18 protein-coding genes and 1 pseudogene are annotated in these 25,556 nt (G+C 66.7%); 7 read left to right on the plus strand and 12 right to left on the minus strand.

The window, feature by feature from the left end; genetic code table 11:
• Window positions 1–345: 345 nt before the first annotated feature.
• A complete protein-coding gene (locus tag KBW98_RS19790; protein WP_229429309.1) occupies window positions 346–1,521 on the plus strand; it encodes a hypothetical protein in 1,176 nt (391 codons plus the stop codon).
• Window positions 1,522–1,593: 72 nt separating this feature from the next.
• On the opposite strand, the gene KBW98_RS19795 is transcribed toward KBW98_RS19790, so the two are convergent.
• Both KBW98_RS19795 and KBW98_RS19800 read right to left on the minus strand, forming a co-directional pair.
• Window positions 1,594–2,577, minus strand: coding sequence for an NAD-dependent epimerase/dehydratase family protein (locus tag KBW98_RS19795; RefSeq protein WP_211521884.1), 984 nt, complete (start codon window positions 2,575–2,577; stop codon window positions 1,594–1,596).
• The gene (locus tag KBW98_RS19800) at window positions 2,574–3,941 is read right to left on the minus strand and encodes a UDP-glucose/GDP-mannose dehydrogenase family protein (protein ID WP_211521885.1); all 1,368 of its coding nucleotides are present in this window, start codon (window positions 3,939–3,941) and stop codon (window positions 2,574–2,576) included. Before KBW98_RS19800 ends, KBW98_RS19795 begins: the two co-directional genes overlap by 4 nt.
• A gap of 273 nt (window positions 3,942–4,214) precedes the next feature.
• Between KBW98_RS19800 and KBW98_RS19805 the strand changes: the two genes are divergently transcribed.
• Window positions 4,215–5,420 (plus strand): glycosyltransferase family 4 protein, encoded by a 1,206-nt coding sequence (locus KBW98_RS19805; RefSeq protein ID WP_211521886.1) that lies wholly within the window; start codon window positions 4,215–4,217, stop codon window positions 5,418–5,420.
• 64 nt (window positions 5,421–5,484) lie between these two features.
• Here the strand turns inward: KBW98_RS19805 and KBW98_RS19810 are convergent, their stop codons facing one another.
• The 3 genes from KBW98_RS19810 to KBW98_RS19820 form a co-directional block, all read right to left on the minus strand.
• The gene (locus tag KBW98_RS19810) at window positions 5,485–7,542 is read right to left on the minus strand and encodes a M13 family metallopeptidase (protein ID WP_211521887.1); all 2,058 of its coding nucleotides are present in this window, start codon (window positions 7,540–7,542) and stop codon (window positions 5,485–5,487) included.
• Window positions 7,543–7,834: 292 nt separating this feature from the next.
• Entirely contained in the window at window positions 7,835–9,901 is a 2,067-nt protein-coding gene (locus KBW98_RS19815; protein ID WP_373888973.1) for a M13 family metallopeptidase, read from the minus strand.
• A gap of 72 nt (window positions 9,902–9,973) precedes the next feature.
• On the minus strand, window positions 9,974–12,205 hold the full coding sequence (locus KBW98_RS19820) for a TonB-dependent siderophore receptor (protein ID WP_211521888.1): 2,232 nt from the start codon (window positions 12,203–12,205) through the stop codon (window positions 9,974–9,976).
• Window positions 12,206–12,692: 487 nt separating this feature from the next.
• On the opposite strand from KBW98_RS19820, the gene KBW98_RS19825 reads away from it, so the two are divergent.
• Window positions 12,693–14,111, plus strand: a complete 1,419-nt coding sequence (locus KBW98_RS19825; RefSeq protein WP_211521889.1) for a S41 family peptidase — start codon at window positions 12,693–12,695, stop codon at window positions 14,109–14,111.
• Between the two features lie 132 nt (window positions 14,112–14,243).
• Entirely contained in the window at window positions 14,244–15,365 is a 1,122-nt protein-coding gene (locus KBW98_RS19830; protein ID WP_211521890.1) for a beta-ketoacyl-ACP synthase III, read from the plus strand.
• 75 nt (window positions 15,366–15,440) lie between these two features.
• On the opposite strand, the gene KBW98_RS19835 is transcribed toward KBW98_RS19830, so the two are convergent.
• The 5 genes from KBW98_RS19835 to KBW98_RS19855 all read right to left on the minus strand — a co-directional run bounded on the left by KBW98_RS19835 (window position 15,441) and on the right by KBW98_RS19855 (window position 20,858).
• Window positions 15,441–17,474, minus strand: a complete 2,034-nt coding sequence (locus tag KBW98_RS19835) for an NADPH-dependent 2,4-dienoyl-CoA reductase (RefSeq protein WP_211521901.1) — start codon at window positions 17,472–17,474, stop codon at window positions 15,441–15,443.
• Window positions 17,475–17,529: 55 nt separating this feature from the next.
• Window positions 17,530–17,985 (minus strand): hypothetical protein, encoded by a 456-nt coding sequence (locus tag KBW98_RS19840; protein ID WP_211521891.1) that lies wholly within the window; start codon window positions 17,983–17,985, stop codon window positions 17,530–17,532.
• A 23-nt stretch (window positions 17,986–18,008) separates the two neighbouring features.
• Window positions 18,009–18,455 (minus strand): DUF2721 domain-containing protein, encoded by a 447-nt coding sequence (locus KBW98_RS19845; RefSeq protein WP_211521892.1) that lies wholly within the window; start codon window positions 18,453–18,455, stop codon window positions 18,009–18,011.
• 67 nt (window positions 18,456–18,522) lie between these two features.
• Complete coding sequence (gene pip / locus KBW98_RS19850; protein WP_211521893.1) at window positions 18,523–19,479, minus strand: prolyl aminopeptidase; 957 nt, start codon at window positions 19,477–19,479, stop codon at window positions 18,523–18,525.
• Window positions 19,480–19,532: 53 nt separating this feature from the next.
• On the minus strand, window positions 19,533–20,858 hold the full coding sequence (locus tag KBW98_RS19855) for an amino acid deaminase (RefSeq protein WP_211521894.1): 1,326 nt from the start codon (window positions 20,856–20,858) through the stop codon (window positions 19,533–19,535).
• A 139-nt stretch (window positions 20,859–20,997) separates the two neighbouring features.
• Between KBW98_RS19855 and KBW98_RS19860 the strand changes: the two genes are divergently transcribed.
• The gene (locus KBW98_RS19860; RefSeq protein WP_211521895.1) at window positions 20,998–22,176 is read left to right on the plus strand and encodes a hypothetical protein; all 1,179 of its coding nucleotides are present in this window, start codon (window positions 20,998–21,000) and stop codon (window positions 22,174–22,176) included.
• Window positions 22,173–22,799 (plus strand): ABC transporter ATP-binding protein, encoded by a 627-nt coding sequence (locus KBW98_RS19865; RefSeq protein WP_211521896.1) that lies wholly within the window; start codon window positions 22,173–22,175, stop codon window positions 22,797–22,799. Before KBW98_RS19860 ends, KBW98_RS19865 begins: the two co-directional genes overlap by 4 nt.
• Window positions 22,800–22,861: 62 nt before the next feature.
• On the opposite strand, the gene phbB is transcribed toward KBW98_RS19865, so the two are convergent.
• Window positions 22,862–23,602: an acetoacetyl-CoA reductase gene (gene phbB, locus KBW98_RS19870; RefSeq protein WP_211521897.1), complete on the minus strand. Its 741-nt coding sequence runs from the start codon at window positions 23,600–23,602 to the stop codon at window positions 22,862–22,864.
• Window positions 23,603–23,652: 50 nt separating this feature from the next.
• Window positions 23,653–24,831 carry an acetyl-CoA C-acetyltransferase gene (locus tag KBW98_RS19875; RefSeq protein ID WP_211521898.1) on the minus strand — a complete coding sequence of 393 codons (1,179 nt, stop codon included), beginning with the start codon at window positions 24,829–24,831 and terminating at the stop codon, window positions 23,653–23,655.
• A 442-nt stretch (window positions 24,832–25,273) separates the two neighbouring features.
• Here KBW98_RS19875 and KBW98_RS19880 point away from each other — a divergent pair.
• Window positions 25,274–25,556, plus strand: a pseudogene (locus KBW98_RS19880) (septum site-determining protein MinC); the annotation flags it as partial.

The following is a 25,556-nucleotide window of genomic DNA, read 5'->3' on the forward strand; positions in this document are numbered from 1 at the left end:
ATGGACGAGTACAAAGAATTGAACGAGTACCCAAGCCAACGGATGGGATAGCGTTTCCTTGCCGCACCAGCACAACCGAACTTGCTATTAGTAACTTTTGGTTATAGGCAAGACAATGTTGAGAACCCATGTTGGATGATAAATGACGCAAATTAGCGACATGATGCGCACCGTAGGAAAAATTTTTCCTACCGCCACTTCCCTATGGAAACGACTGAATTTACGCAAATCAAGGTTTTCCTGTTACAACTCGTTACGTATTTTCCGCCAGGCAGGAGTTATGCTGGGTGAATGTTTCGCAGGAAATTTCCTCAAGACACATTTATTCAGCTTAAAGGAAACCCCATGCACTTCGCTCTGCGCTCCACCCTCGTCCTCCTGTCCGCCGCTGCCGTCCTGCCCGCCCATGCCGCCACCCGTGAAGTCGGCCCAGGCAAGACCTATGCGACCCCGTGCCGCGCCTTCGCGGCCGCGGCAGCAGGCGACCTGATCCAGATTACCGGCAACACCACCTACAGCGGCGACGTCTGCGCCATCACCAAGACCCTGACCATCCGCGGCGTGAACGGCCGTCCGAAGATCGATGCCGCCGGCAAGAACGCGCTCGGCAAGGGCACCTGGGTCGTCCAGGCGAACAATGTCGTGGTCGAAAACGTCGAGATGCTCGGCGCGAAAGTGCCGGACGCCAACGGCGCGGCCCTGCGCCTGGAAGGCACCAACTTCACCCTGCGCTCGAGCTTCATCCACGACAACGAGAACGGCATCCTGAGCGGCGCCAACACCAGCAGCAAGATCGTGATCGAGAAGAGCGAGTTCGGCCACAACGGCGGCGGCACCGGCCAGACCCACAATGTCTACATCGGCAAGGTCGGCAGCCTGACCTTCCGCTACAACTACTCGCACGACGCCAACGTCGGCCACAACCTGAAGTCGCGCGCCCTGGTCAATACCATCGTCTACAACCGCTTCTCGAGCACCGCCGCCGGCCAGACCGGCACCACCGCCAGCGGCAAGCCGAGCTATGAGATCGACCTGCCGAACGCCGGTACGTCCTACATCATCGGCAACGTGATCCACCAGCCGGCTGCGCACAGCAACCCGAACATGGTGGCCTACGGCGAGGAAGGCGCGAGCAACCCCGGCCACGACCTGTACGTGATCAACAATACCTTCCTGAACGACGATAGCGTACGCGGCAACTTCGTGATGGTCGGTTCGGGCGTGACCAAGAAGATCCTGCTGCAGAACAACATCCTCGGCGGCACCGGCACCATCACCAACCAGACCGGCGCCGTGCAAAAGACCAACTACCGTTCGCTCGCGCCGGGCTTCGTCAACCGCGCCGCCTGGGACCTGCGTCCGACCGCCAATGCTCTGGTCGTGAACGCGGCCTCGGCCACGGGCACCTCGCCGAGCGGCGTTTCGCTCAAGCCGGTGGCCCAGTACCTGCACAGCGCCAACGGCAGCACCCGCCCCGTGGTGAACGCCCTGGACGTCGGCGCCTACGAGTCCGCGCTCTAATAGAGCACGCCGAAATGAAAAAAGCGTTGCCGCAACTGCGGCAACGCTTTTTTTTGTCCGGCTGCCGCTGACTCAGCTGCGCCAGCCGCGGTACCAGTCACGATAGCGCGTCAAGCCCGTCTCCAGCGGCGTGGCCGGCTTGTAGCCGACCCATTCCTGCAGGCGGCTGGTGTCGGCATGGGTCGCCGGCACGTCGCCGGCCTGCATCGGCTGGAAGTCGAGCACGGCCTGGGTTTCCAGCACGCGCTCTAGGGTACGCACGAAATCCAGCACCATCACCGGCTGGTTATTGCCGATGTTGAACACCGCATGACGCACCTTGCCCGGCGCTTGCGGCTGCGGCTTGAACAGCAGCCGCACCACGCCTTCCACGATGTCGTCGATGTAGGTGAAGTCGCGCGTGAGCTTGCCTTCTGCGAACACGGGAATTTTTTCACCGCGCAGGATCTTCTCGGTAAAACTGAAATAGGCCATGTCCGGCCGGCCCCAGGGGCCATACACCGTGAAGAAGCGCAGGCCCGTGGCCGGGAAGCCGTACAGATGGCTATAAGAATGCGCCATCAGCTCGTTGGCCTTCTTGGTGGCGGCATACAGCGAGACCGGCTCGTCGACCCGGTCGTCCTCGCTGAACGGCACCTTGGCGTTGCTGCCGTAGACGCTGCTGCTGCTGGCATACAGCAGGTGCTCCACCTGGTGATGGCGGCAGGCTTCGAGGATATTGCCGAAGCCGACCAGATTCGACTGGATGTAGGCGTCGGGATTCTGCAGCGAATAGCGCACGCCGGCCTGGGCCGCCAGATGTACCACCAGCTGCGGGCGCACGCGCTCGAACAGGGCGCGCAGCTGGGCGCCGTCGGCGATGTCGATGCGCTCGCACTCGACCCCGGCCGGCGCCAGCAGCGCCGCCACGCGGTCGGTCTTGAGCTGCGGATCGTAGTAATCGTTGAAATTGTCGCAACCGACCACCCGGTGCCCCATCGCGGCCAGGCGCGCGGCGACATGGCTGCCGACGAAGCCGGCGGCGCCGGTCACCAGGATCGTCTGCGGGGCGCTCACGCCGCCTCCGCCTTGACGGCGCGACCGATGCCTTCATAGGCCAGGCCGGCGCCGGCCACGGTGAGCGGATCGTAGATGTTGCGGCCGTCAAACACGGCGCGCGCGGACAGGTTCTCGGCCAGGAAGCGCCAGTCCGGCGAACGGAATTCCTTCCATTCGGTGACCAGGACCAGGGCGTCGGCGCCGCGCACCGCGTCCTCGGCCGAGTTCACCAGGCTCAGCAGTTCGCCGCAGGCGCGCTCGCCATGCTCGGCCAGCAGGACCCGCTGGGCTTCCTTGCTCGCCACCGGATCGTAGGCGGCGACCTTGCAGCCGGCCTCGAACAGGGCGCGGATCAGCACCAGGCTCGGCGCTTCGCGCATGTCGTCGGTGTTCGGCTTGAACGACAGGCCCCACAGGGCGATGGTCTTGCCGCGCAGGTTTTCCGCGCCGCCGAAGAAACGGCAGACCTTGCGGTACAGGACGTTCTTCTGCAGGTCGTTGACGCGCTCGGTCGCTTCCAGGATGTGCAGGCGCTGGTCGTGGTCGCCCGCGGTCTTGATCAGGGCCTTGACGTCCTTCGGGAAGCAGGAGCCGCCGTAGCCCATGCCGGCGTACAGGAACTGGGAACCGATGCGCGGGTCCATGCCGATACCCTGGCGCACGGCCTCGATGTCGGCGCCCAGCAGCTCCGCCAGGTTGGCCAGCTCGTTCATGAAACTGATGCGGGTGGCCAGCATGGCGTTGGCGGCGTACTTGGTCAGCTCGGCGCTGCGCACGTCCATCACCACCAGCTTCTCGTGGTTGCGGCTGAACGGGCCGTACAGCTGGCGCATCAGGGCGGTGGCTTCCTGGTCGTCGCTGCCGACCACGATGCGGTCCGGGCGCATGAAGTCGCCGATGGCGGCGCCCTCTTTCAGGAATTCCGGGTTGCTGACCACGTTGAAGGCGACCTGCACGCCGCGCTTGTCCACTTCGCCGGCGATCGCCTGGCGCACCAGTTCGGCGGTGCCGACCGGCACGGTCGACTTGTCGACAATGACCACCGGCTTGACGATGCGCTGGCCGATGTTGCGCGCCGCTTCCAGGATGTGGGTGAGGTCGGCGCTGCCGTCCTCGTCCGGCGGGGTGCCCACCGCCAGGAAGATGACTTCCGCATGGGCGACAGCGTCGTCGTAGCTGGTCGAGAAGCGCAGGCGGCCGGCCGCGGCGTTGCTGGTCACCATGCTGTCCAGGCCCGGCTCATGGATCGGGATGATGCCGTCGTTGAGCATCGCGATCTTCGACGCGTTGATATCGACACACAGGACATGGTTGCCGACGTCGGCAAAGCATGCCCCGGAAACCAAGCCGACGTAACCGGTACCGATGACTGAAATTTTCATGAGAGTGTTCTGAGTGTTGGCGCCCGGGGGCGGGAGACGAATGTAAGCGGACCGATGCTCATGCTTTTAAGAAACACAACGATTCCGTCGGCTTCCAGGGGCATCATGATGATGTCCAATAGCAAGTGTTGTAACGGGTAGAAATTATTATATTGCAAATTTCCTACGATTCGGTTGAGTATTGCGGAGAAATGAAATATCGTGCAACACCTATCTTTTGTTTGACTACAAGCAGTTGCGCTCGTACTACACCCCGCCTTTGACGATTTCCCCATGAAACTTCTGACCTTCAGCACGCTTTTCCCGAACACCGTCCGGCCCAACCACGGGATTTTCGTCGAGACGCGGCTCAGGTACTTGCTGGCCAGCGGCAAGGTGGAGTCGCGGGTGGTGGCGCCGGTGCCCTGGTTCCCCTCGGCTAACCCGCGCTTCGGCGACTACGCGGCCTTCGCCCAGGTGCCGGCCGAGGAAGAACGCTACGGCATCCACGTGCAGCACCCACGCTACCTCCTGATTCCGAAGGTCGGCATGAGCCTGGCGCCGTCGATGATGGCGGCCGCCGTCAAGCCGGTGATCGGGCGCATCATCGACGAGGGCTACGATTTCGACCTCATCGACGCCCACTACTTCTATCCGGACGGCGTGGCGGCGGTCAAGCTGGGCAAGTACTTCAACAAGCCGGTGGTGATCACCGCGCGCGGCACCGACATCAACCTGATCCCGCAGTTCAAGCGCCCGCGCGACCAGATCCTGTGGGCCGCCGCCAACGCGGACGGCATGATCACCGTCTGCAATGCACTGAAGGAGGAGATGGTCGGCCTGGGCGTGGCTCCTGAGCTGATCACCCCGCTGCGCAACGGCGTCGACCTGCAGCGCTTCGCGCCCCTCGACCGCGCCCAGGCGCGCGCGGAGCTGGGCATCGAAGGCTTCACCCTGATCTCGGTCGGCGCGCTCGACCCGCGCAAGGCGCACGACCTGACCATCCGCGCCCTCACCATGCTGCCCGGCGTGAAGCTCCTGATCGCCGGCCGCGGCCCGGAACTCAAGTACCTGCAGGGCGTTGCCCAGGAAGCCGGCGTACAGGACCGCGTGACTTTCCTCGGCCCGGTGGCCCAGCCCGAGCTGAAGCGCTACTACAACGCCTGCGACGCCATGGTGCTGGCCTCGAGCCGCGAAGGCTGGGCCAACGTGCTGCTCGAATCGATGGCCTGCGGCACCCCGGTGGTCGCCAGCAACGTCTGGGGCACGCCGGAAGTGGTGGCCGCGCCCGAGGCGGGCGTGCTGATGGAAGACCGCACCCCCGAGAAGCTGGCCAAGGCCGTGATGGCGCTGCGCGCCAGCTATCCGGACCACGCGGCGACCCGCCGCTACGCCGAGCGCTTCAGCTGGGACGACACGACCAACGGCCAGCTCGAGCTGTTCTCGCGCCTGCTCGCGCGCAGGTCCGGGACGGCGGTGGGCGCGCGCCAGGCGGCGTGACGCCGCCGGTTGGCAATAAAAAAGGGCCGCGCAAGCGGCCCTTTTCATATCCGGATGTTCCGGATTACCAGATGATCACGCGATCCTTCGGCGCCAGGTACATCTTGTCGCCTTCCTTCACGCCGAAGGCTTCGTAGAAGCCCGGCTGGTTCTTCAGGGTGCCGTTGGCGCGGTACTGGCCCGGCGAGTGCGGGTCGGTCTTGATCTGGGCGATCTGCGCCGGCTCGCGCATCTTGGTGCGCCACACCTGGCCCCAGCCCATGTAGAAGCGCTGGTCGCCTGTGAGGCCGTTGATCACCGGGGCCTTCTTGCCCTTCAGCGACAGCTTGTAGGCTTTATAGGCGATCGCCAGGCCCGAGTTGTCGCCGATGTTCTCGCCCAGGGTCAGTTCGCCGTTGACGTTATAGCCAGGCAGCGGGCTGTAGCCGGCGTACTGGTTGATCAGGACCTTGGTCTTTTCGGCGAACTTCTTGCCGTCTTCCTCGGTCCACCAGTTGCGCATGTTGCCGTCGCCGTCGTACTGCGAACCCTGGTCGTCGAAGCCGTGGCTGATCTCGTGGCCGATCACCGCGCCGATGCCGCCGTAGTTGACCGCGTCGTCGGCCTTGGCGTCGAAGAACGGCGGCTGCAGGATCGCGGCCGGGAACACGATCTCGTTTAGTTCCGGGTTGTAGTAGGCGTTGATGGTCTGCGGCGTCATGCCCCATTCGTCGCGGTCGATCGGCTTGCCCAGCTTGTTCAGCTCGCGGTTGTATTCCACCTCGCGCGAACGCATCACGTTGCCGACCAGGTCCTCGCGCTTGACGGTGAGGGCCGAGTAGTCCTTCCACTTGTTCGGGTAGCCGATCTTCGGGGTGAACTTGGCCAGCTTGGCCTGGGCTTCCTTCTTGGTCGCCGGGCTCATCCAGTCGAGGGTGTCGATCGAGGACTTGTAGGCAGCCAGCAGGTTCTTGACCAGGACTTCCATGCGCGCCTTGCGCTCGGCCGGGAAATGCTCCTTCACGTACAGCTTGCCGACCGCTTCGCCCAGGCTGCCTTCCAGGGTCGAGACGCCGCGCTTCCAGCGCGCTTCCAGCTGCGGGGTGCCCGACAGGGTGGTGCCGTTGAAGGCGAAGCGCTCGTCGACGAAGGCCTTCGACAGGTAGTTGGCGTAGCTTTCCACCAGGTGCAGCTGGAGGTAGGTCTTCCAGGTCTCGAGCGGCACGCGGTTCAGGACTTCGGCGAAGCCCTTCACATAGCTCGGCTGGCTGACGATCAGGTAGTCGGCCTTGCCCTTCAGGCCGCTTGCTGCCAGCCAGGACTGCCAGTCGTAGCCCGGCGCCAGCTCGGCCAGCTTGGCCAGCTCGACCTTGTTATAGGTCTTGACCGGGTCGCGGTTCTCGACCTTGGTCCACTGGACCTTGGCCAGTTCGGTTTCCAGCTCGACGATGGCTTTCGCATTGGCGGCGGCGTTCTTGTCGCCGGCCATGGCCAGCATCTTCTCGACGTGCTGCTGGTACTTGGCGCGGATGTCGGCCAGCTTGGCGTCGTCCTGCTTCAGGTAGTAGTCGCGGTCGGGCATGCCCAGGCCGGCCTGGTACAGGTCGGCCACGTACTTGGTCGAATCCTTGGCGTCCTGGTGGATGTAGAACACGAAGGGGGTGTTCACGCCCAGGCGGCCCAGGCGGGCGAACAGGGCCGGCAGCTCGGCCTTGTCCTTGACGGCGGCGATCTTCGCCAGCTCGCCGTTCAAGGGGGTGATGCCCAGCTGCTCGAGGCGCGCCTCGTCCATGTAGCTGGCGTAGAAGTCGCCGATCTTCTGCACTTCGGAGCCGTTCGCGCCCTTGGCGCCAGCGGCTTTCTCGATGATGGCGCGCAGCTGCGGCAGGGTGTCCTCGCGCAGCTGGTGGAAGGCGCCCCAGCTCGACTTGTCGGCCGGGATCTCGACGGTCTTGAGCCACTTGCCGTTCAGGTGTTCGAAGAAGTCGTCCTGCGGGCGCACCGAAGGCTCCACGTATTGCAGGGCGATGCCCGACGCCAGCGTGTTTGCCTTGGCGCCGCTCTTGGCCGCGCTGCCCGATTCGGCCTGGGCCAGCGAGGCCACCAGGACCAGCGCCGCGGCGCTCAGGATGTGTCGTTTCATGTGTCTCTCCGTGTAGGGGTTGTTGTTATGAGCTCGTTGCCAAATGCGGGCGGGGGGGGGGGGGGGGGGGGCCCCCCCCCCGCCGCGGCGGGCGCGCCCCCCGCGGGGGGGGGGGGCCGGGGGGGGGGGGGGGGGGGGAGGGGGGGGGGGGGGGGGGGGGGGGGGGGGGGGGGGGGGGGGGGGGGGGGGGGGGGGGGTGGGGGGGGGGGGGGGGGCGGGGGGGCGGCGGCGGGGGCGGCCCGCCGCCCCCCCCCCCCCCCCCCCCCCCCCCCCCCCCCCGGTACTGCCTAGCTTACCAGATCGTCACGCGATCCTTCGGCGCCAGGTACATCTTGTCGCCTTCCTTCACGCCGAAGGCTTCGTAGAAGCCCGGCATGTTCATCACCGTGCCGTTGGCGCGGAACTGGCCCGGCGAGTGCGGGTCGGTCTTGACCTGGTTGATCTGCTGCGCTTCGCGCATCTTCGAGCGCCACACCTGGCCGAAGCCCATGAAGAAGCGCTGGTCGCCGGTGAGGCCGTCGATCACCGGCGCAGGCTGGCCCTTGAGCGAGATCTTGTAGGCCTTGTGCGCGATCGACAGGCCGGCGTTGTCGCCGATGTTCTCGCCCAGGGTCAGTTCGCCGTTGACGTTATAGCCAGGCAGCGGCGAGAAGCCGTTGTACTGGCTCACCAGCTTGTCGGTGCGCGCCTTGAAGGCGGCGCGGTCCTGCTCGGTCCACCAGTTGCGCAGGTTGCCGTCGCCGTCCGACTGGCTGCCCTTGTCGTCGAAGCCGTGGCCGATCTCGTGACCGATCACGGCGCCGATCGCGCCGTAGTTGACGGCGTCGTCGGCGCGCATGTCGAAGAACGGCGGCTGCAGGATCGCGGCCGGGAACACGATCTCGTTGGTCGTGCTGCGGTAGTAGGCGTTCACGGTCTGCGGCGTCATGCCCCATTCGGTGCGGTCGATCGGCTTGCCCAGCTTGTTGATGTTGCGGTTGTACGAATAGGTCGAGGCGCGCATCACGTTGCCGACCAGGTCGTCGCCGCGCACCGACAGCGCCGAGTAGTCGCGCCACTTGTCCGGATAGCCGATCTTCGGGGTGAACTTGGCCAGCTTGGCCTGGGCTTCCTTCTTGGTCTCGGGGCTCATCCACTCGAGATTGTCGATCGACTCCTTGTAGGCCAGCAGCAGGTTCTTCACCAGCTCTTCCATGCGCGCCTTGCGCTCGGCCGGGAAGTGCTCCTTGACGTACAGCTTGCCGAGCGCCTCGCCCAGCGCGCCCTCGACGGTCGAGACGCCGATCTTCCAGGTCGGACGCTGCTCGGTGACGCCGGTCAGGGCGGTGCCGTAGAAGGCGAAGTTCTCGTCCACGAAGGCCTTCGACAGATAGGGCGCGTACTCGCGCAGCAGCTGCGATTCGAAGTAGGACTTGACGGTGGCCAGGTCGGTCTTGGCCAGCACGGCGTCGAAGCCGGCCAGGTAGCTCGGCTGGGACACGATCACGTACTCGGCCTTGCCGGCCACGCCGGCGGCGGCCAGCGCCGCCTTCCAGTCATAGCCCGGCGCCAGCTTGGCCAGCTCGGCGACCGTCATCTTGTTGTAGCGCTTGACCGGGTCGCGGTTCTCGACCTTGGTCCACTGCACCTTGGCCAGCTCGGTCTCGAAGTCGACGATGGCCTTGGCCTGGGCTGCGGCGTTCTTCTCGCCGGCCAGCGCCAGGATCTTGCCGACATGCTGCTCATAGGCGGCGCGGGTGTCGGCCATGCGCTTGTCGTCCAGCTTCAGGTAGTAGTCGCGGTCGGGCATGCCCAGGCCGCTCTGGCCGATGTAGGTCACGTACTTGGTCGACGCGCGCGCATCCTGGCTGACGAACACGCCGTAGGGCGAGGCCACGCCGATCTTGGCCAGGTGGGCGACCAGGCCCGGGAGGGCCTTCTTGTCCTTCAGCGCGCGGATGCGGGCCAGCTCGCCGGTGAGCGGCTTGTAGCCCAGGGTCTCGCGCCTGGCTTCATCCATGAAGCTGGTGTACAGGTCGGCGATCTTCTGGGTCTCGCTGCCCTGCTTCTTCGCCTGCGGGTCCTTCTGCGCGGCTTCGATGATGGCGCGCAGCTGCGGCGTGGTGTCGTCGCGCAGCTTCATGAAGGTGCCCCAGCTCGCCTTGTCGCTCGGGATCTCGGTGCTCTTCAGCCACTTGCCGTTCAGGTAAGTGAAGAAATCGTCCTGCGGACGCACGCTGTCGTCGATGAACTGGGTGTCGATGCCGGAGATCGCTGCTGCCGCCGGTTTTGCCGGCGCGTTGTCGCCTGCGATAGCCGGCGCGGTAGCGAAGGCTGCCATCAGGGACAGGGTCAGGGTGCTCAGAAGGTGTCGCTTCACGGGGTGGTCCTCACTTGCTGGGGGTAGTCGGCTGGTACAGCCGGAAAATGTAGCATACGGCCATGGACTGGATCACAGTTTCGTCTCCAGGCGCAGGCCGACTGTTGCATAAGTGCGCGATCGGGTGCTCGTCAATACTTCCGGCAGGCTCACGCTGCGCGCCGTATCGTAGTCCTGCGACAGCAGGTTGTTGCCGAACAGGCGGACCTGGGTAGTGGCGGAGAATTTCCACAATGCGAACAGGTCGAGCTGGCGCTTGGAACCGGTGAACGCCAGTTCCTCGTTGCTGACCTGGACCAGGTAGTCCGGGGTCCAGTTCAGGCTCCCGCCCAGGGTCAGGGGCAGGCCCTTCAGGCGCCAGTCGGCGCCGAGGTTGGCGGTCTGCTCGGCCTGGCCCTCCAGGCGGTTATGCGGTCCCTGGATGTCTTCCACGTCGCTCCAGAAGCGGCTGTAGTTGGCGCGCAGGTCCACGGCGGGCGCGTCGGCCATCAGGTCGGACAGCTGGAACTTGGCTTCCAGCTCGATGCCGGAGGTACGCGCCTTGCCGATGTTGACCGGGCGCGAGATCCAGCGCAGGCCCTGCGCGGTCGGCACCTCGCTCACGGCGCGGCGGATCAGGTCGTCGACATGGCGCACGAAGCCGCTGGCCGAGACGATGCCGGTGCGGCCGATGTAGTGTTCGTAGGCCAGGTCGATGCCGGTCGCCAATTCCGGCTTGAGGTCCGGATTGCCGCTGCGGTCGGGGCGCACGATGGAATTGTCGGCCGAGATGGTCGGCGCCGCGATCATGTCGTTCAGGGGCGCGGCGCGGTAGCTGCGCGTCAGGCTGGCGCGCACCTGGTCCTTGTCCTTGCCGGGGATGCGCCAGACCGTGTGCAGCACCGGGCTCCAGACCCGGCTCTCGTTCTTCACCTGGTTGGCGGCGCCGGTGCTGGCGGTGCGGATGCCTTCCCAGCGCAGGCCCAGGTAGGCCGACCAGCGCTCCGTGATGTCGAATTCGTCCTGGGCGAACAGCGCGATGCGGCGCTGGTTGGCGGCCAGGTTGGCGCCCGATTCCTCGTACAGCGGGCTGCCGTCGTCCTCGGCCACCTGCACCTGCTTCAGGCGCGTATATTCGAGGTCCCAGCCGACGGCCAGCAAATGGCCCTTGGCGATCGGCTTGGTGAACTTGCCGCCCGTGTTGGCGCCGCGGAAGCGCGTGTCGCCGCGGTCGTTGAACACGCGCAGCGGCTCGCCCGCGAAGCCGTAGGTGCGGCGCAGGCTGCTGTTCTCGCTGTTGGCCCCGCCCACGCCGAACTTCACGTCCAGCTTGGCATTGCCGTCCATGCGGTGCAGCCAGTTGCCGAACACGCGCCCGAAGGTGGATTCGGACTCGGACTCCTGGTCCAGGCGCGCGTAGTCCGGCTCGCCGCCCAGGCGCGTGACCGTGTTGTCCAGGCGCGAATCGTTGCGGTTCAGGCCCAGGAAGGGCTGGACCGTGAGCGTGTCCTTGTTGTCGAAGGTATAGGTGAAGCGCGGCGAGGCGTGCAGGCCCTTGGAGCGCGAGTCGCTGCGGCCCTCGAGCAGCTGCTCGCTGTCGAGGCTGCCGTCGCGGCGTTCGCTACGGTCGTAGGTCGTGCTCGCGTTCTCGTTGCGGCCCTGGCGCAGCATCACGTTGGTGAGCCAGCTCAGCTTGCCGGACTTGCCCGGCATCGCCAGCGACACGTCGGGCGAATGCAGGCCGCCGGACACGCTGTCGCTGACGCGGAACTGGATGTCCTTCTGCTGGTAGCCTTCGCGCAGCACGATGTTGATGGTGCCGGCGATCGCCTGGGTACTGTGTTCGGCCACCGGGCCGCGGATCACCTCGATGCGTTCGACCTGGTCGGGCGGCAGCGATTCGAGCGAGAAGCCCGGCGGCGGACGCTCGCCGTTGACCAGCATCTGGGTATAGCCGTTGCCCATGCCGCGCATGCGCACGCCGCCGCCCCCGCGGCCCGGCGGGCCGCCCATGGTCACGCCCGGCAGGCGCTTGAGGATCTCGCCGACATTGCTGTCGCCGTTGCGGTCCAGTTCCTCGCGCCCGAAGATCATCTTGGAGGCGGTCGACAGGCGGCGCTGCTCGATGTCGTTGGCGCGGCTGCCACTGATGGTCACCTGCTGCAGCTTGTCATCGGCTGCGGGGGACGGGGCCTGGCTGGCGTTTTGCTGCGCTTGCTGCGGCTGCTGCGGCCCCGCCGGCGCCTGGCTGTCCTGGCCGGCCGCGCCGGCCGGCAGTGCCGCGCCGAGCAGCGCCGCGCAGGCCAGGGAAACATATGTATTCATTCGCGTTCTTGATCTTCGATAGCATGCCGTGGCGCGCAAGGGGCGCGCGGGCGAAAGACCATTCTAGCTGTTGAGAAACAGGCGGCGACCGGGATTGAATTTTTTTTACTTTTCGATACACGCGGCGCCGGGTTTTTCGCATATGCATGTGTTGGGACATGACAACAAGCTCATGTCCCCGAAGCTGGCCTTGCGCCACGGCAGGTACAATCCAGGAAGAAAAAAGCCCACGGAGGGGGCCGTGGGCAAAGACCACTTCAAGAGTGGAGAGAGAGAAAAACTGGTATTGACTATAGGGTGCGCTCCCCTCGTCCGCTTGCACTCTTACAATTGCTTACTCTCGTAAAAAAGCGCTGTCCGCACGCATGTTTGCGCTTGCGCCCGCAATGCGCCGATGAACAGGTTTATACTGGGCTTGCGCTACCTCAGGGGTGCGCGGCGGCAAAAAAGCGGCTTCATCGACGCGCGCAGCCACAACGGGTGACCCATGGGCTCCACATTCAAGAATTCCTGTCTCGTCGGCCTTGGCGCGCTAGCCGGCGTCGCGTTTTCCATGCAGTTCTCGGCCCTGGCCTACAAGCCTGTCGAGGAAAGCATGCCCATGGCCGAACTGCGCCAGCTGGCCGACGTCGTCGGCGTCATCAAGTCCACCTATGTCGAACCGGTCGAGGACAAGGCCCTGCTGTCGGAAGCGATTTCCGGCATGGTGGCCTCGCTCGACCCCCACTCCGCCTACCTCGACCCGCGCGCCTACCGCGAGCTGCGCGAAGGCACCGAGGGCCGCTTCGTCGGCCTCGGCATCGAGATTTCCGAAAGCGAGGACGGCTACGTCGAGATCGTCGCCCCGATCGAGGATTCGCCGGCCTACCACGCCGGCATCAAGGAAGGCGACCTGGTCACGCAGATCGACGGCTTCCCGGTGCAGGGGGTGCCGATCGACGAGGCCATCAAGCGCATGCGCGGCGAACCGGGCACCCGGGTCACCCTGACCATCGCGCGCAAGGACGCGCCGGCGCCGCTGCGCTTCACCATCACGCGCAGCGAGATCGTCCAGAAGAGCGTCAAGGCGAAGATGATCGAGCCGGGCTACGCCTGGCTGCGCATCGCCCAGTTCCAGGAACCGACCGTGGACGACATGGCGGCCAAGCTGCAGGCCCTGTACCGCGCCAATCCCGACATGAAGGGCCTGGTGCTCGACCTGCGCAACGACCCCGGCGGCCTGCTGCAGGGCGCGATCGGGGTGGCGGCCGCCTTCCTGCCGAAGGACGCCGAGATCGTCTCGACCAACGGCCAGCTGGCCGATTCCAAGCAGCGCTTCTACGGCCGCCCGGAGTTCTACATGCTGCGCAGCGGCGCCGATCCGCTGGCCAGCCTGCCGCCCGCCTACAAGACCCTGCCGATGGTGGTGCTGGTAAACACCGGCTCGGCCTCGGCCTCGGAAATCGTGGCCGGCGCCCTGCAGGACTACAAGCGCGCCACCATCCTCGGCAGCCAGACCTTCGGCAAGGGCTCGGTCCAGACCATCCGCCCGATCGGGCGCGACGCCGCCGTCAAGCTCACCACGGCGCGCTACTACACCCCGGCCGGGCGCTCGATCCAGGCGCGCGGCATCGTGCCCGACTTCCCGGTCGACGAGACCGCCGAGGGCGACGGCCTGAACGCGCTGCGCATGCGCGAGGCCGACCTCGAGCGCCACCTGTCGAACGACCGCGACAAGGAAGTGGCGACGCGCGAGGACGACATCGAGGAGCAGATGCGCCTGCTGGCCGAGGCGCGCCTGCGCAAGCCGGTCGACTACGGCAGCCGCGACGACTTCCAGCTGGCCCAGGCCTTGCGCCACCTCAAGGGCGAGCCGGTCCAGCTGTCCAAGCGCGCCGCCGCCACCACCCTGGCCCAGGGCCATTAGGATGCCGCCGAGGCTGGCGCCTGCCCTGCTCCCCACTGCGCCGGACCGCCGGTTTCCACTTTTAGTACGACCGTGTAGAATTTGCGCATCTTACGGGCAAGTCCCGTTATTTCCATTGAAAGTTTGCCTATCATGAAACCTGTCGTCATCAGCGGCACCGGCCTGTTTACGCCTTCGCAATCCATTTCCAACGACGAGCTGGTGACGGCCTTCAACGCCTACGTCGAGCTGCACAACCGCGAGCACGCCGAGGCGATCGCGGCGGGCGAGGTGACGGCGCTGGAACCCTCGAGCAGCGGCTTCATCGAGAAAGCCTCGGGCATCAAGTCGCGCTACGTGATGGAAAAGGAAGGCATCCTGGACCCGGCCCGCATGACCGCCCGCATCGCCGAACGCGGCGACGAACAGGTCTCGCTGCAGGCCGAGATGTGCGTGGCGGCCGCGCGCGAAGCGATGGAACGCGCCGGCAAGACCGCGGCCGACATCGACATGGTGCTGGTCGCCTGCAGCAACATGCAGCGCCCCTACCCGGCCATGGCGGTCGAGGTCCAGGAAGCGCTGGGCATCGACGGCTTCGGCTTCGACATGAACGTGGCCTGCTCCTCGGCCACCTTCGGCATCGCCACCGCGGTCGACGCGGTGCGCAACGGCCGCGCGCGCGCGGTGCTGATGCTGAACCCGGAAATCACCAGCGGCCACCTGAACTTCCGCGACCGCGACAGCCACTTCATCTTCGGCGACGCCTGCACCGCCGTGATCGTCGAAGCCGCCGAGACGGCGACCAGCGCCCACCAGTGGGAGATCCTGGACAGCCAGCTCAAGACCAAGTTCTCGAACAACATCCGCAACAACTTCGGCTTCATGAACCGCTTCGACGAAGCGGGCGTCGGCCAGCCGGACAAGCTGTTCCGCCAGCAGGGCCGCAAGGTGTTCAAGGAAGTCTGCCCGATGGCGGCCGAGATGATCGCCACCACGGTCCAGAACGCCGGCCTCGAGATCAAGGACATCGCGCGCTACTGGCTGCACCAGGCCAACCTGAACATGAACCTCCTGATCGCGCGCACCCTGCTGGGGCGCGATGCGACGCCGGAGGAGGCGCCGGTGATTCTCGACACCTATGCGAATACCTCGTCGGCGGGGTCGATCATTGCGTTCCACAAGTACCAGGACGATTTGCCGTCTGGGGCGAATGGCGTGATCTGTTCGTTTGGGGCGGGGTATTCGATCGGTTGCGTGGTGGTGCGTAAGAAATAAGCGCTGAAGGTCTGCACGCAAACTTGGGTCCCCGCGAAGGCGGGGACCCAAGTTCCTTCGCGTACCGATAAGCGCTTAAAGCCGCGCCGCCAGCTCCGCCCCCTCCCGGATCGCCCGCTTCGCATCCAGCTCCGCCGCCAGCGCCGCGCCGCCGATCTTGTGGAAGCCCGGCCCGCCGCTGCTCCCTTCCGGCGGCATCAGCTCCGCCAGGCTCTCCTGCCCGGCGCAGATCACCACGTTGTCCACTTCCAGCAGGCGCTGCTCGCCGCCGACCGTGATGTGCAGGCCGGCGTCGTCGATGCGGTCGTACTGCACCCCGGCCAGCATGGTCACGCCGTTGCGCACCAGGGTGGCGCGGTGCACCCAGCCCGAGGTCTTGCCCAGCCCCGCGCCCGGACGCGTGGTCTTGCGCTGCAGGAGCCAGACCTGGCGCGGCGGATGCGCCGGCGCCGGCTTGGCCAGGCCGCCCGGGGTCGAGACCGACGGGTCGACGCCCCACTCCGCCATCCAGTGGGCGCCGGGCACCGGCAGCGGCACGGCGGGGTCGTGCACCAGGAATTCGCCCATGTCGAAGCCGATGCCGCCGGCGCCGACGATGGCCACCCGGCGTCCCACCGGCTTCCCCTCGCGCAGCACGTCCAGGTAGCTCAGCACCTTGGGATGGTCGATGCCTTCGATCCTGGGCTTGCGGGTGGTGATGCCGGTCGCCACCACTACCTCGTCGTAGCCCTCGCCCAGCAGCTGCTCGCGCGTGACGCGCTGGTTCAGGCGCAGCGTGACGCCGAGCAGTTCCAGGCGGCGGCCGAAATAGCGGATGGTCTCGGCGAATTCCTCCTTGCCCGGCACGCGCATGGCGACGTTGAACTGGCCGCCGATGCGGTCCAGGCCGTCGAACAGGGTGACCTGGTGGCCGCGCTCGGCCGCCACCGTGGCCGCCGACAGCCCGGCGGGGCCGGCGCCGACCACGGCGATGCGCTTGGGTTTGGCGGCCTTGCGGTAGACCAGCTCGGTCTCGTGGCAGGCGCGCGGATTGACCAGGCAGCTGGCGCGCTTGTTCTGGAAGGTGTGGTCGAGGCAGGCCTGGTTGCAGGCGATGCAGGTGTTGATCTCGTCGGTGCGGCCGCTGGCCGCCTTGGCCACGAAGTCCGGGTCGGCCAGGAAGGGGCGCGCCATCGACACCAGGTCGGCGCTGCCGCCGGCCAGCAGGGCCTCGGCCTCGGCCGGCATGTTGATGCGGTTCGAGGCCGCCACGGGAATGCCCACTTCCTTGCGCAGGCGCGCCGCCACCTCGGCGAAGGCCGCGCGCGGCACCGAGGTCACGATGGTCGGGATGCGCGCCTCGTGCCAGCCGTAGCCGGTGTTGAGCAGGTTGACGCCCGCCGCTTCCAGGGCCTTGGCGGTGGCCACTACCTCGTCCCAGGTATTGCCGCCTTCGACCAGGTCGAGCACCGAGTGGCGGTACATGATGATGAAGTCCGGTCCGGCGGCGGCGCGGATGCGGCGCACCACCTCCACCGCCAGGCGCATGCGGTTCTCGATCGAGCCGCCCCACCGGTCGGTACGCTTGTTGGTGCGCGCGCACAGGAACTGGTTCAGCAAATAGCCTTCGCTGCCCATCACTTCGACGCCGTCGTAGCCGGCCTGCTTCGCCAGCCTGGCGCAGCGCGCGTAGGCGCGGATGGTGGCTTCGATCCCGGCCTCGGTCAGCGGCTTGGGCGTGAAGCGCGAGATCGGCGACTTGATGCCTGAGGCCGACACCACGAAGGGCTGGTAGCCGTAGCGGCCCGCGTGCAGGATCTGCAGCACGATCTTTCCGCCTTCCTCGTGCACGGCGCGCGTCACCTTGCGGTGGTTGGGCAGGTCGCCCAGGAAGTTCAGGGTGCCTCCGAAGGGCAGCAGCCAGCCCTGGCGGTTCGGCGAGATGCCGCCGGTGACGATCAGGCCGGCGCCGCCGCGCGCGCGTTCGCGGTAGAACGCGGCCAGCTTGCCGTAGTTGTAGAAGCGGTCTTCGAGCCCGGTGTGCATCGAGCCCATGATCACGCGGTTCCTGAGGGTGGTGAAACCCAGGTCGAGCGGCGCGAGCAGGTTGGGGTAGGCGGTGGTAGTCATCACGGCATTACACCGTGATTTCCTGGAGCCGTGGTTCTAAAGTTGGGCGCGCGCTTTAGGCCAGGTGGCTTTCCCTGCTGCGCAATTCCGCAAAAGCCTCGATGTTGCCGATGCTGACCGTGACCGGATGCAGGCTGGCGCCCGGGGTCAGCGAGCGCCAGGCGAACTGCCATTCCTTTTCCTGGGAATGCATGGCGCTCTTCGAAAAGGCCGCGCCCAGGCGCGAGCGGGTGCCGTATTCGACCGGGCCGTCGATGCCGGCCCAGTTGGGCAGCAGGCGCTGCACCGCGCGGTGCAGGCGCTCGCCGAACAGCTCGGTGTTGTGGATCACCAGGCAGGTGTCGGCCGGCGCCAGGACGTCGAACAGGTGCTTGTCCCAGACCGTGGAGAAGGACAGGGTCAGGAAACCGCCGGCGGGCTCGAGACGGAACTGGCCGGCGCGCAAGGCGTTGTCCAGGTCGGCGTGCAGCGCATAGCGGTGCAGGGTGGGGGGGCGTTGGTAGTCGTGCATGATTTGTCTTTCGATACTGCGCGCTAGCGCCCCTGCTGCAGGGAGTGCAGGTGCTGCTGGCGCATGAAGCGCGAGGCGATGAAGATCTCGCGCAAAAAATAAATGAAGCTGCTGATCAGGCCCATCATCGCGAACACGAAGCAGGCGGCGATGTACTGGTCGAGCGGAAGATTGGTGGTATCGCCCAGGAACAGCATCGCGATGACGACGCAGACCAGCAGGCCGCAGGCGGTGCTGGAGGTGATCGCGTAGTTGATCAGGTGCGAGCGCTGGTACAGGGTTTCGAGTTCGGAGGCGTATTCGCCGTTGGGGCTGACCTTGAGCCGGTCCTCGAGGACCCGGGTGCGGTCGATGATGCGCGCCAGGCGGTTGGTCAGGACCGTCAGCTTGGTGGCGACGCCGGTCAGGAGGAACACCGGCGCAATGGCCAGCTGGATGACGTGGCCGATGTCGCTGATCTGGATATTCATGGGAACACGTTCGAATTGTTATGGTGCTTCGTGGCTAGTGTAGCAGCCCCTCGGGAGGGGCCGCCTTTCAATCGAAGCGGCCGTGGCGCTTGAACCCTTCGGTCGCCGCCACCAGGGCGCGCGCGATGCCGGTCTCCAGGGCGCCGTGGCCGGCGTCGGGAATCATGTGCAGCTTCGCGCCCGGCCAGGCCGCGTGCAGGCGGTAGGCGGACAGCGGCGGGCAGATCACGTCGTAGCGGCCCTGCACGATGACCGCCGGCAGGTGGGCGATGCGCCCGACGTCGCGCACCAACTGGTCTTCCTCGACGAAGGCGCCGTGCAACATGTAGTGCGACTCGAGCCGGCCCACGCCCAGGTCGAGGGTGTCGGAGGCGGCTTCCTCGGGCTGGGGCAGCAGGAACACGCGCCGGCCTTCGAAGCGGCTCCAGGCGCGCGCGGCCGGCCAGTAGACCGCGGGGTCCTGGCACAGCAGGCGGCTGGCGTAGGCCTTGAGCAGGTCGCCGCGCTCCGCATCGGGAATCGGGGCGACGAATTCCTCGTACAGCTCGGGATAGAACCAGCGCACGCCGTTGATGAACCACTCGACCTCGTCCTTCGTGCACAGGAAGATCCCGCGCAGCACGAAGCCGAGGCAGCGCTCGGGATGCGCCTGGCCGTAGGCCAGCGCCAGGGTCGAGCCCCAGGAGCCGCCGAACACCAGCCAGCGCTCGATGCCGAACATCGCCCGCAGGCGTTCGATGTCCTCGATCAGGAGTTGGGTGGTGTTGTTGCGCCATTCGCCCAGCGGCGTCGACTTGCCGGCGCCGCGCTGGTCGAACAGGATCACGCGGTAGGCGCGCGGGTCGAAGAAGCGGCGGTGCTGGGGCGACAGGCCCGCGCCCGGGCCGCCGTGCAGGAACACGACCGGGATGCCCTCGGGATTGCCGACCTCTTCCCAATAAATCGTGTGCAGCTCGTCGACGGCGAGCATGCCCTGGCGGATGGGCTGGATCGGCGGGAACAGCGACGGCGGCGTGACGGGCATGGCGGCTCTTTGCAAGGGGACAGGCGCCGATTGTAACGTACCGCCCCGCCCTTTCAGAAGAAGGTATTCAGCGCGTAGCGCACGGTATAGGCCTCGTCCACCGCCAGCAGCACCTGCCACTTGTCGAAGGTGGTGCAGGGATGCGAGATGCCGCAGCCGACCAGGTCGCCGACCGCCAGCGTCTCGCACAGCGGGTCGCCCTCGGGCAGGCGCAGGTAGGCGTGCTGGTCGTTGAGTTTGACGATGGCGCAGCCCGGCGGCAGCGCGCCCGGCGCGGCGGCGCCGCTGTCCGGGCGGTGGCTGTAGAGCGGCACCGGCAGGTCGGCGTCGTAGGACGCGTCGCGCTTGCCCATGGTCAGGATTGCCAGGGTGGGCTCGGGGCGCGACTGCACCATGCTCCAGACTTCCAGCGCCGGGCGCAGGCCGTCCTCGCCCAGGCCTTCGCGGGCCTCGATTTCCGCCATGTGGCGCAAATAGGTGCCATGGTCGGAGGTCAGGTAGCAGCCGCTGCGCAGCACGGCGCGCACCGGGCGCGACAGGCCGCTCACGCTGGAAAAGCCGCGCGCCACCAGGTCGAAATAGGCCGAGCCGCCGGCCGAGAGCAGGATTTCCGGGGTGCCGAACAGGTTTTCCTCGTCGGCGGCGCGCACCAGTCCAGCCAGTTGCGCCAGGAAGCCGTTCACCGCGCGCACGTCCGCCTCCCGGTCGTTCGTCACCAGCAGGCCTTCATAGCCCTCGAAGCCGGCCAGCGCCAGCCCATCGGCCGCGGCGACCTGGTGCGCCACTTCCATTGCCGCGTCCACCGTGCGGCAGCCGGCGCGCTTGCCGGCCAGGCCCAGCTCGACCAGCACCGGCAGCGGGCGCGCCAGCCCGGCCTGATTCACCGCCTGCGCCAGGCGCGCCGCACCCTCGGGCGAATCCGCCAGCACCAGGCATTCGAAGTCGGGGTCGCCGTGCAGCAGGTCGAGGATGGCCGCGATGTCGGCGCGGCCCACCAGCTGGTTGGCCAGCAGCACGCGGCGCACGCCGAAACGGTGCGCCACCTGCACCTGGGCCGCGGTGGCCAGGGTGATGCCCCAGGCGCCGTTGGCCAGCTGGGCGCCGAACAGCTGCGGGCTCATCGTGGTCTTGCCGTGCGGTGCAAGGGTGACGCCGTGGCGCTCGCAGAAGCGGCGCATCCAGTCGAGGTTGTGGCGCAGCGCCCCTTCCTTCAGCACCGCGACCGGGAAGCTGGTGTCGCCGCGCAGCACGTTCCAGCCCTGCACGCCGATCGCCCCCTGGCGCAGCGGCTCGCGCAAGGGCAGGCCCTTGGTGCCCGGATGCAGGAATTGTTCGTCGAGGCTGGACAGGGCCAGCGCGCCATGCGGCAGGGTAGACATCGGCTTTCCTCTTCGGGCAAGTGGGGGGACCCCGTTATTGTAGATGGCGCGGCCGCGGTCCGGCGCAGAGCGGCCGCGCCTTGTTTTCAGTTTGTGCCGGAATGCAATACCATCCGTGTTTTGCTTTCACGGCTATCGCATGACCACGATGTCCCTGCTGCGCCTGCGCGCCAGGTTTTTCGCGAGCGAGACCAAGGGCTTGTACCAGCGCTACGCCGACGCCTGCCTGCCCCTCTTCCTGCTGTGCGCCCCCGCCCTGCCGGAAGTGGCCGCGCTCGCGGCCCGGCCGGTGCTGGCGCTGGGCGGGCCGCCCGGCGCCTGGCGCGATCCGGCGCCGCTGCTGGCCTGGTGCGCGCTGGCCCTGGTCTGGGCCAGGATCCACCGCGGCTTCGTCGACGGCGGGCCGCTGGCCGGCTTCACCCGCAGCCTGCCGCTCTCCGGTTTCCAGCAGCGCCTGGTGGACCTGGCGCTGCTGGTGCTGGCGATGTCGGTGTTCGCCCTGCCCTTCGCCTTCGGCCTCTGGACCGCAGTGCATGAAGCGGCGCCGGGCGCGCGCTTCTGGCTCGGTGCCGCCGTGCTGGCGCTGTTGACGCTCTCCCTGGCCAGGGATGCGGTCTACGGCGCCCGGCCCGGGAGCCTGCTCCTGCACCTGCTGGCGCTGGGCGCCCTGCTCGCAGGGTCCCTTCTCGATTCCGTACCGGACAGTGCGCTGCTGTGCACCCTGTCGGCCTGCCTGGCGGCGAACCTGGCCCGCACCCGCGGCGCGGCGCGGCGCAAGGGCGCGGCCCACCTGGCCTGGCTGGAAATACTGGCCTGGAGCCCGGCCCTGGTCCTGCTGCTGACCACGACGCGCCGCCTGCTGCACCTGCAGTGGCACGATTCCCTGTCGCGCATCCTGTGGGCCTGCCTGCCGCTGGGGTTCAGCTGGTGGCTGCTCGAGGTCGTCGGCAAGCGCGAAGACACCCATCTGTTTGTGCATGCGGCGCTCGGCGCCTTCATCGGCATCCTGGCCGGCTGCTACCGCGTCCTGCTCGACAGCCGCGCCGCGCTGAGCGCCTACGCCCGCAGCATGGCGCATGGAGAGCACATCCTGGCCGGGTACGACCATGCGCTGGTGCTGTCCATCGCCGCCGCCCTGCTGCTCCCCTGGCTGGCCGCGCTCGGCCCTGCGGCCGGCCCGCGCGCCGCGCTGCTCTGCTTCTATACCGGACTGCTGGCGCTGCTCGGCAACCGCCGGATCCAGCTGCATCCGCGCAGCGCCCTCCTTACCTTCGGCCTGGCCACGGCCGGCACGCTCATCGCTGGAAACCTGTTATGAACCCTTCCTCCGCCCTGCTGGCCTGCAGCGGCCTGCGCAAGCGCTTCGGCGAGCGCCTGCTGTTCGACGGCCTGGACCTGTCCCTGGAGGCCGGCGTGGTCGCCCTGACCGGGCCCAACGGCAGCGGCAAGTCGACCCTGCTGTCCCTGCTATGCGGCATCGCGGCGCCCGATGCGGGCAGCATCGCCATCGCCGGCCACGACCTGGCGCGCGAACCGGTGCGGGCAAAACAGCAGCTGTCCTTCGTCCCGGATGAACCGGTGGCCTACGGCTTCATGACCGGTTTCGAGTACCTGGCCATGCTGGCCACCCTCAAGCGCCTGCGCCCGGCCCCGGAAGACCAGGCCCTGCTCGAGCGCTTCCACATCGACATGGCGCGCCACCTGCCTTTCAAGGACATGTCCTTGGGCACCCAGCGCAAGTTCATGCTGGCCGGCGGCCTGCTGGGCAAGCCGGCGGTCCTGCTGATGGACGAACCGACCAACGGCCTGGATGCAGCGGCCAAGGAAACGCTGGCGGCCCTGCTCGATGCGCGCCGCCACGACAGCCTGGTGCTGTTCAGCACCCACGACCAGGCCTTCGTGGCGGCCACGAACGCGCGCGTGCTGGCGCTGCCCGGATAAAAAAAAGCCCGGGCGATTGCTCGACCCGGGCCCGAGAGCGCAAGGCGCCGATCAACTTCCGATCAATACATGTGCTGGCCGCCGTTGATGGCGATGTTGGCGCCGGTAACGAAGGCCGCCTCGTCCGAGGACAGGTAGGCCACCAGGCCCGCCACTTCTTCCGGTTTTCCCAGGCGGCCCATCGGAATCTGCGGAATGATCTTGGTTTCCAGGACTTCGCTCGGGATGTCCATCACCATCTTGGTGCCGATGTAGCCCGGCGAGATGGTGTTGACGGTCACGCCCTTGCGCGCCACTTCCAGCGCCAGCGCCTTGGTGAAGCCGTGCATGCCGGCCTTGGCCGCCGAATAGTTGGTCTGGCCGAAGGCGCCCTTCTGGCCGTTCACCGACGAGATGTTGATGATCCGGCCCCAGCCGCGCTCGACCATGCTGTCGCAGACCGGCTTGGTCATGTTGAACACCGAATCCAGGTTGGTCTTCATGACCGCATCCCAGTTGACCTTGTCCATCTTCTTGAAGGTCATGTCGCGGGTAATGCCGGCGTTGTTGACCAGCACGTCGATCGGGCCGACGTCCTGCACCACCTGGCGCACGCAATCCTGGGCCGAGTCGTAGTCCGACACGTCGCAGGCGTAGGCCTTGAAGTCGTAGCCCTGTTCGCGCATGCTGCCGAGCCAGTTGTCCACCTTCGTGTTACCCGGTGAGAAAGTAGTAACGACCGTATACCCCAATGCGGCCAGCTTGATGCACACCGCTTCACCCAGGCCGCCCATGCCGCCCGTCACTAATGCTACTCTAGCCATCGTCTTCTCCAGTGTTGGTATTCGTCGTTTCCCTATGCGCTACCTGCCTGTCAGTCGCGTTCGACCGCCAGCGCCACGCCCATGCCGCCGCCGATGCACAGGCTGGCCAGGCCGCGCTTGGCATCGCGCCTGATCATTTCGTGCAGCAGGGTGACCAGCACGCGGCAGCCGGACGCACCGATCGGGTGGCCCAGCGCGATCGCACCGCCGTTGACATTGATTTTCGAGGTGTCCCAGCCCATTTCCTTGTTGACGGCAATGGCCTGGGCGGCGAAGGCCTCGTTGATTTCCATCAGGTCGACGTCCTCGTGGCGCCAGCCGGCCTTTTCCAGGCACAGGCGCGAGGCCGTGACCGGCCCCATGCCCATGACGGTCGGGTCGATGCCGGTGGAGGCATAGGCCTTGATGCGCGCCAGCGGCGCCAGGCCCAGCTCGCGCGCCTTGGACGCGCTCATCATGATCACGGCGGCCGCGCCGTCGTTCAGCCCGGACGCGTTGCCGGCGGTGACGCTGCCTTCCTTGTTGAAGGCCGGGCGCAGGCTGGCCAGCGCTTCCAGCGTGGTGCCGTGCTTCGGATATTCGTCGCTGTCGAACACGATCGCGCCCTTCTTGGACGGGATCTCGATCGGAATGATCTCGTCCTTGAAGCGGCCTTCCTTCTGGGCGGCCTCGGCCTTGAGCTGGGACTGCAGCGCGAATTCGTCCTGCTCGGCGCGCGAGACCTCGTGCTTGCGCGCGACATTCTCGGCCGTCACCCCCATGTGGTACTGGTTGTAGGCATCCCACAGGCCGTCCACGATCATGGTGTCGGTCATCTTGATGTCGCCCATGCGGAAACCGTCGCGCGAGCCGTTGAGCACGTGCGGGGCGGCGCTCATGTTTTCCTGGCCGCCGGCGATGACGATCGAGGCGTCGCCGCAGCGGATCGCCTGGGTGGCCAGGTGGGTGGCCTTGAGGCCGCTGCCGCAGACCTGGTTGATGGTGCTGGCCGGCACCGAATTGGGCAGGCCGGCCTTGATGGTGGCCTGGCGCGCCGGGTTCTGGCCGACACCGGCCGTGAGCACCTGGCCCATGATGACTTCGCTGATGGTCGCGGGATCGATGCCCGTCTTGCCCAGCAGGTGGCGGATCACGTGCGCGCCGAGTTCGGCGGCCGGGATCTTGGCAAGCGTGCCGCCGAATTTACCGACGGCGGTGCGGCCTGCAGCCACGATGACTACGTCTTCCATATCGATCTCCGTTCTACCGGCCATGGGGGCCGGGTTTGTCGAGACGGCGGCCGATGCCGCCGGCATCCCTGGATTGGCGCCAAGGCTGGGCACCTCGAACAACCTGCTGCGCGTTGCATTTGCGGTCTGCGATGCTCATCGTACGCCCGTACGATTGCGCTTCTCGACCGCAACTGCTACCGCTCGCGACGGTTCTTCAAGGTCCCCGTTGTTGAACCTCAGCATATTACGTGGCTAGCTCTGCCCATGTTTGAGCAAAATCAATCTTATCAGCTTATTCACGGAATACAACCGCCAGGGAACCACCTTTCGATGGATGGCGCGACTTATTTTTTGGGTTTAGCAAAGCATCAATTTCCCCTAGGAATGATGCGCACGGTCTGACCTTTTCCGTAAATTTCACAGTAGAATGCACGAGCGCAACGCCAACCACTCCCGTTTTATGCCGAAAACCACGCTGCCCATCGAAATCAAGATCTCCACGGTCGTCGCCATCTCGACGATCCTGCACTCGGCCGATCCGGTGGCCATCGATGCGGCCCTGACCCAGATGACCGGCGGCGTCTCCGACTTCTTCGAGGACGAATTCGCGGTGATCGACGTGGCGGCGATCGCGCACGAGAGCCCGGCCATCGACTGGCCGGCCCTGGTTGCCTTGCTCAAGAAATACCGGCTCAACGCCGTGGCGGTGCGCGGCGCGACCCCGGCGATGGCCGAGGCGATCC

Source organism: Massilia sp. ST3 (assembly GCF_018119405.1).
Lineage (GTDB): Bacteria > Pseudomonadota > Gammaproteobacteria > Burkholderiales > Burkholderiaceae_D > Telluria.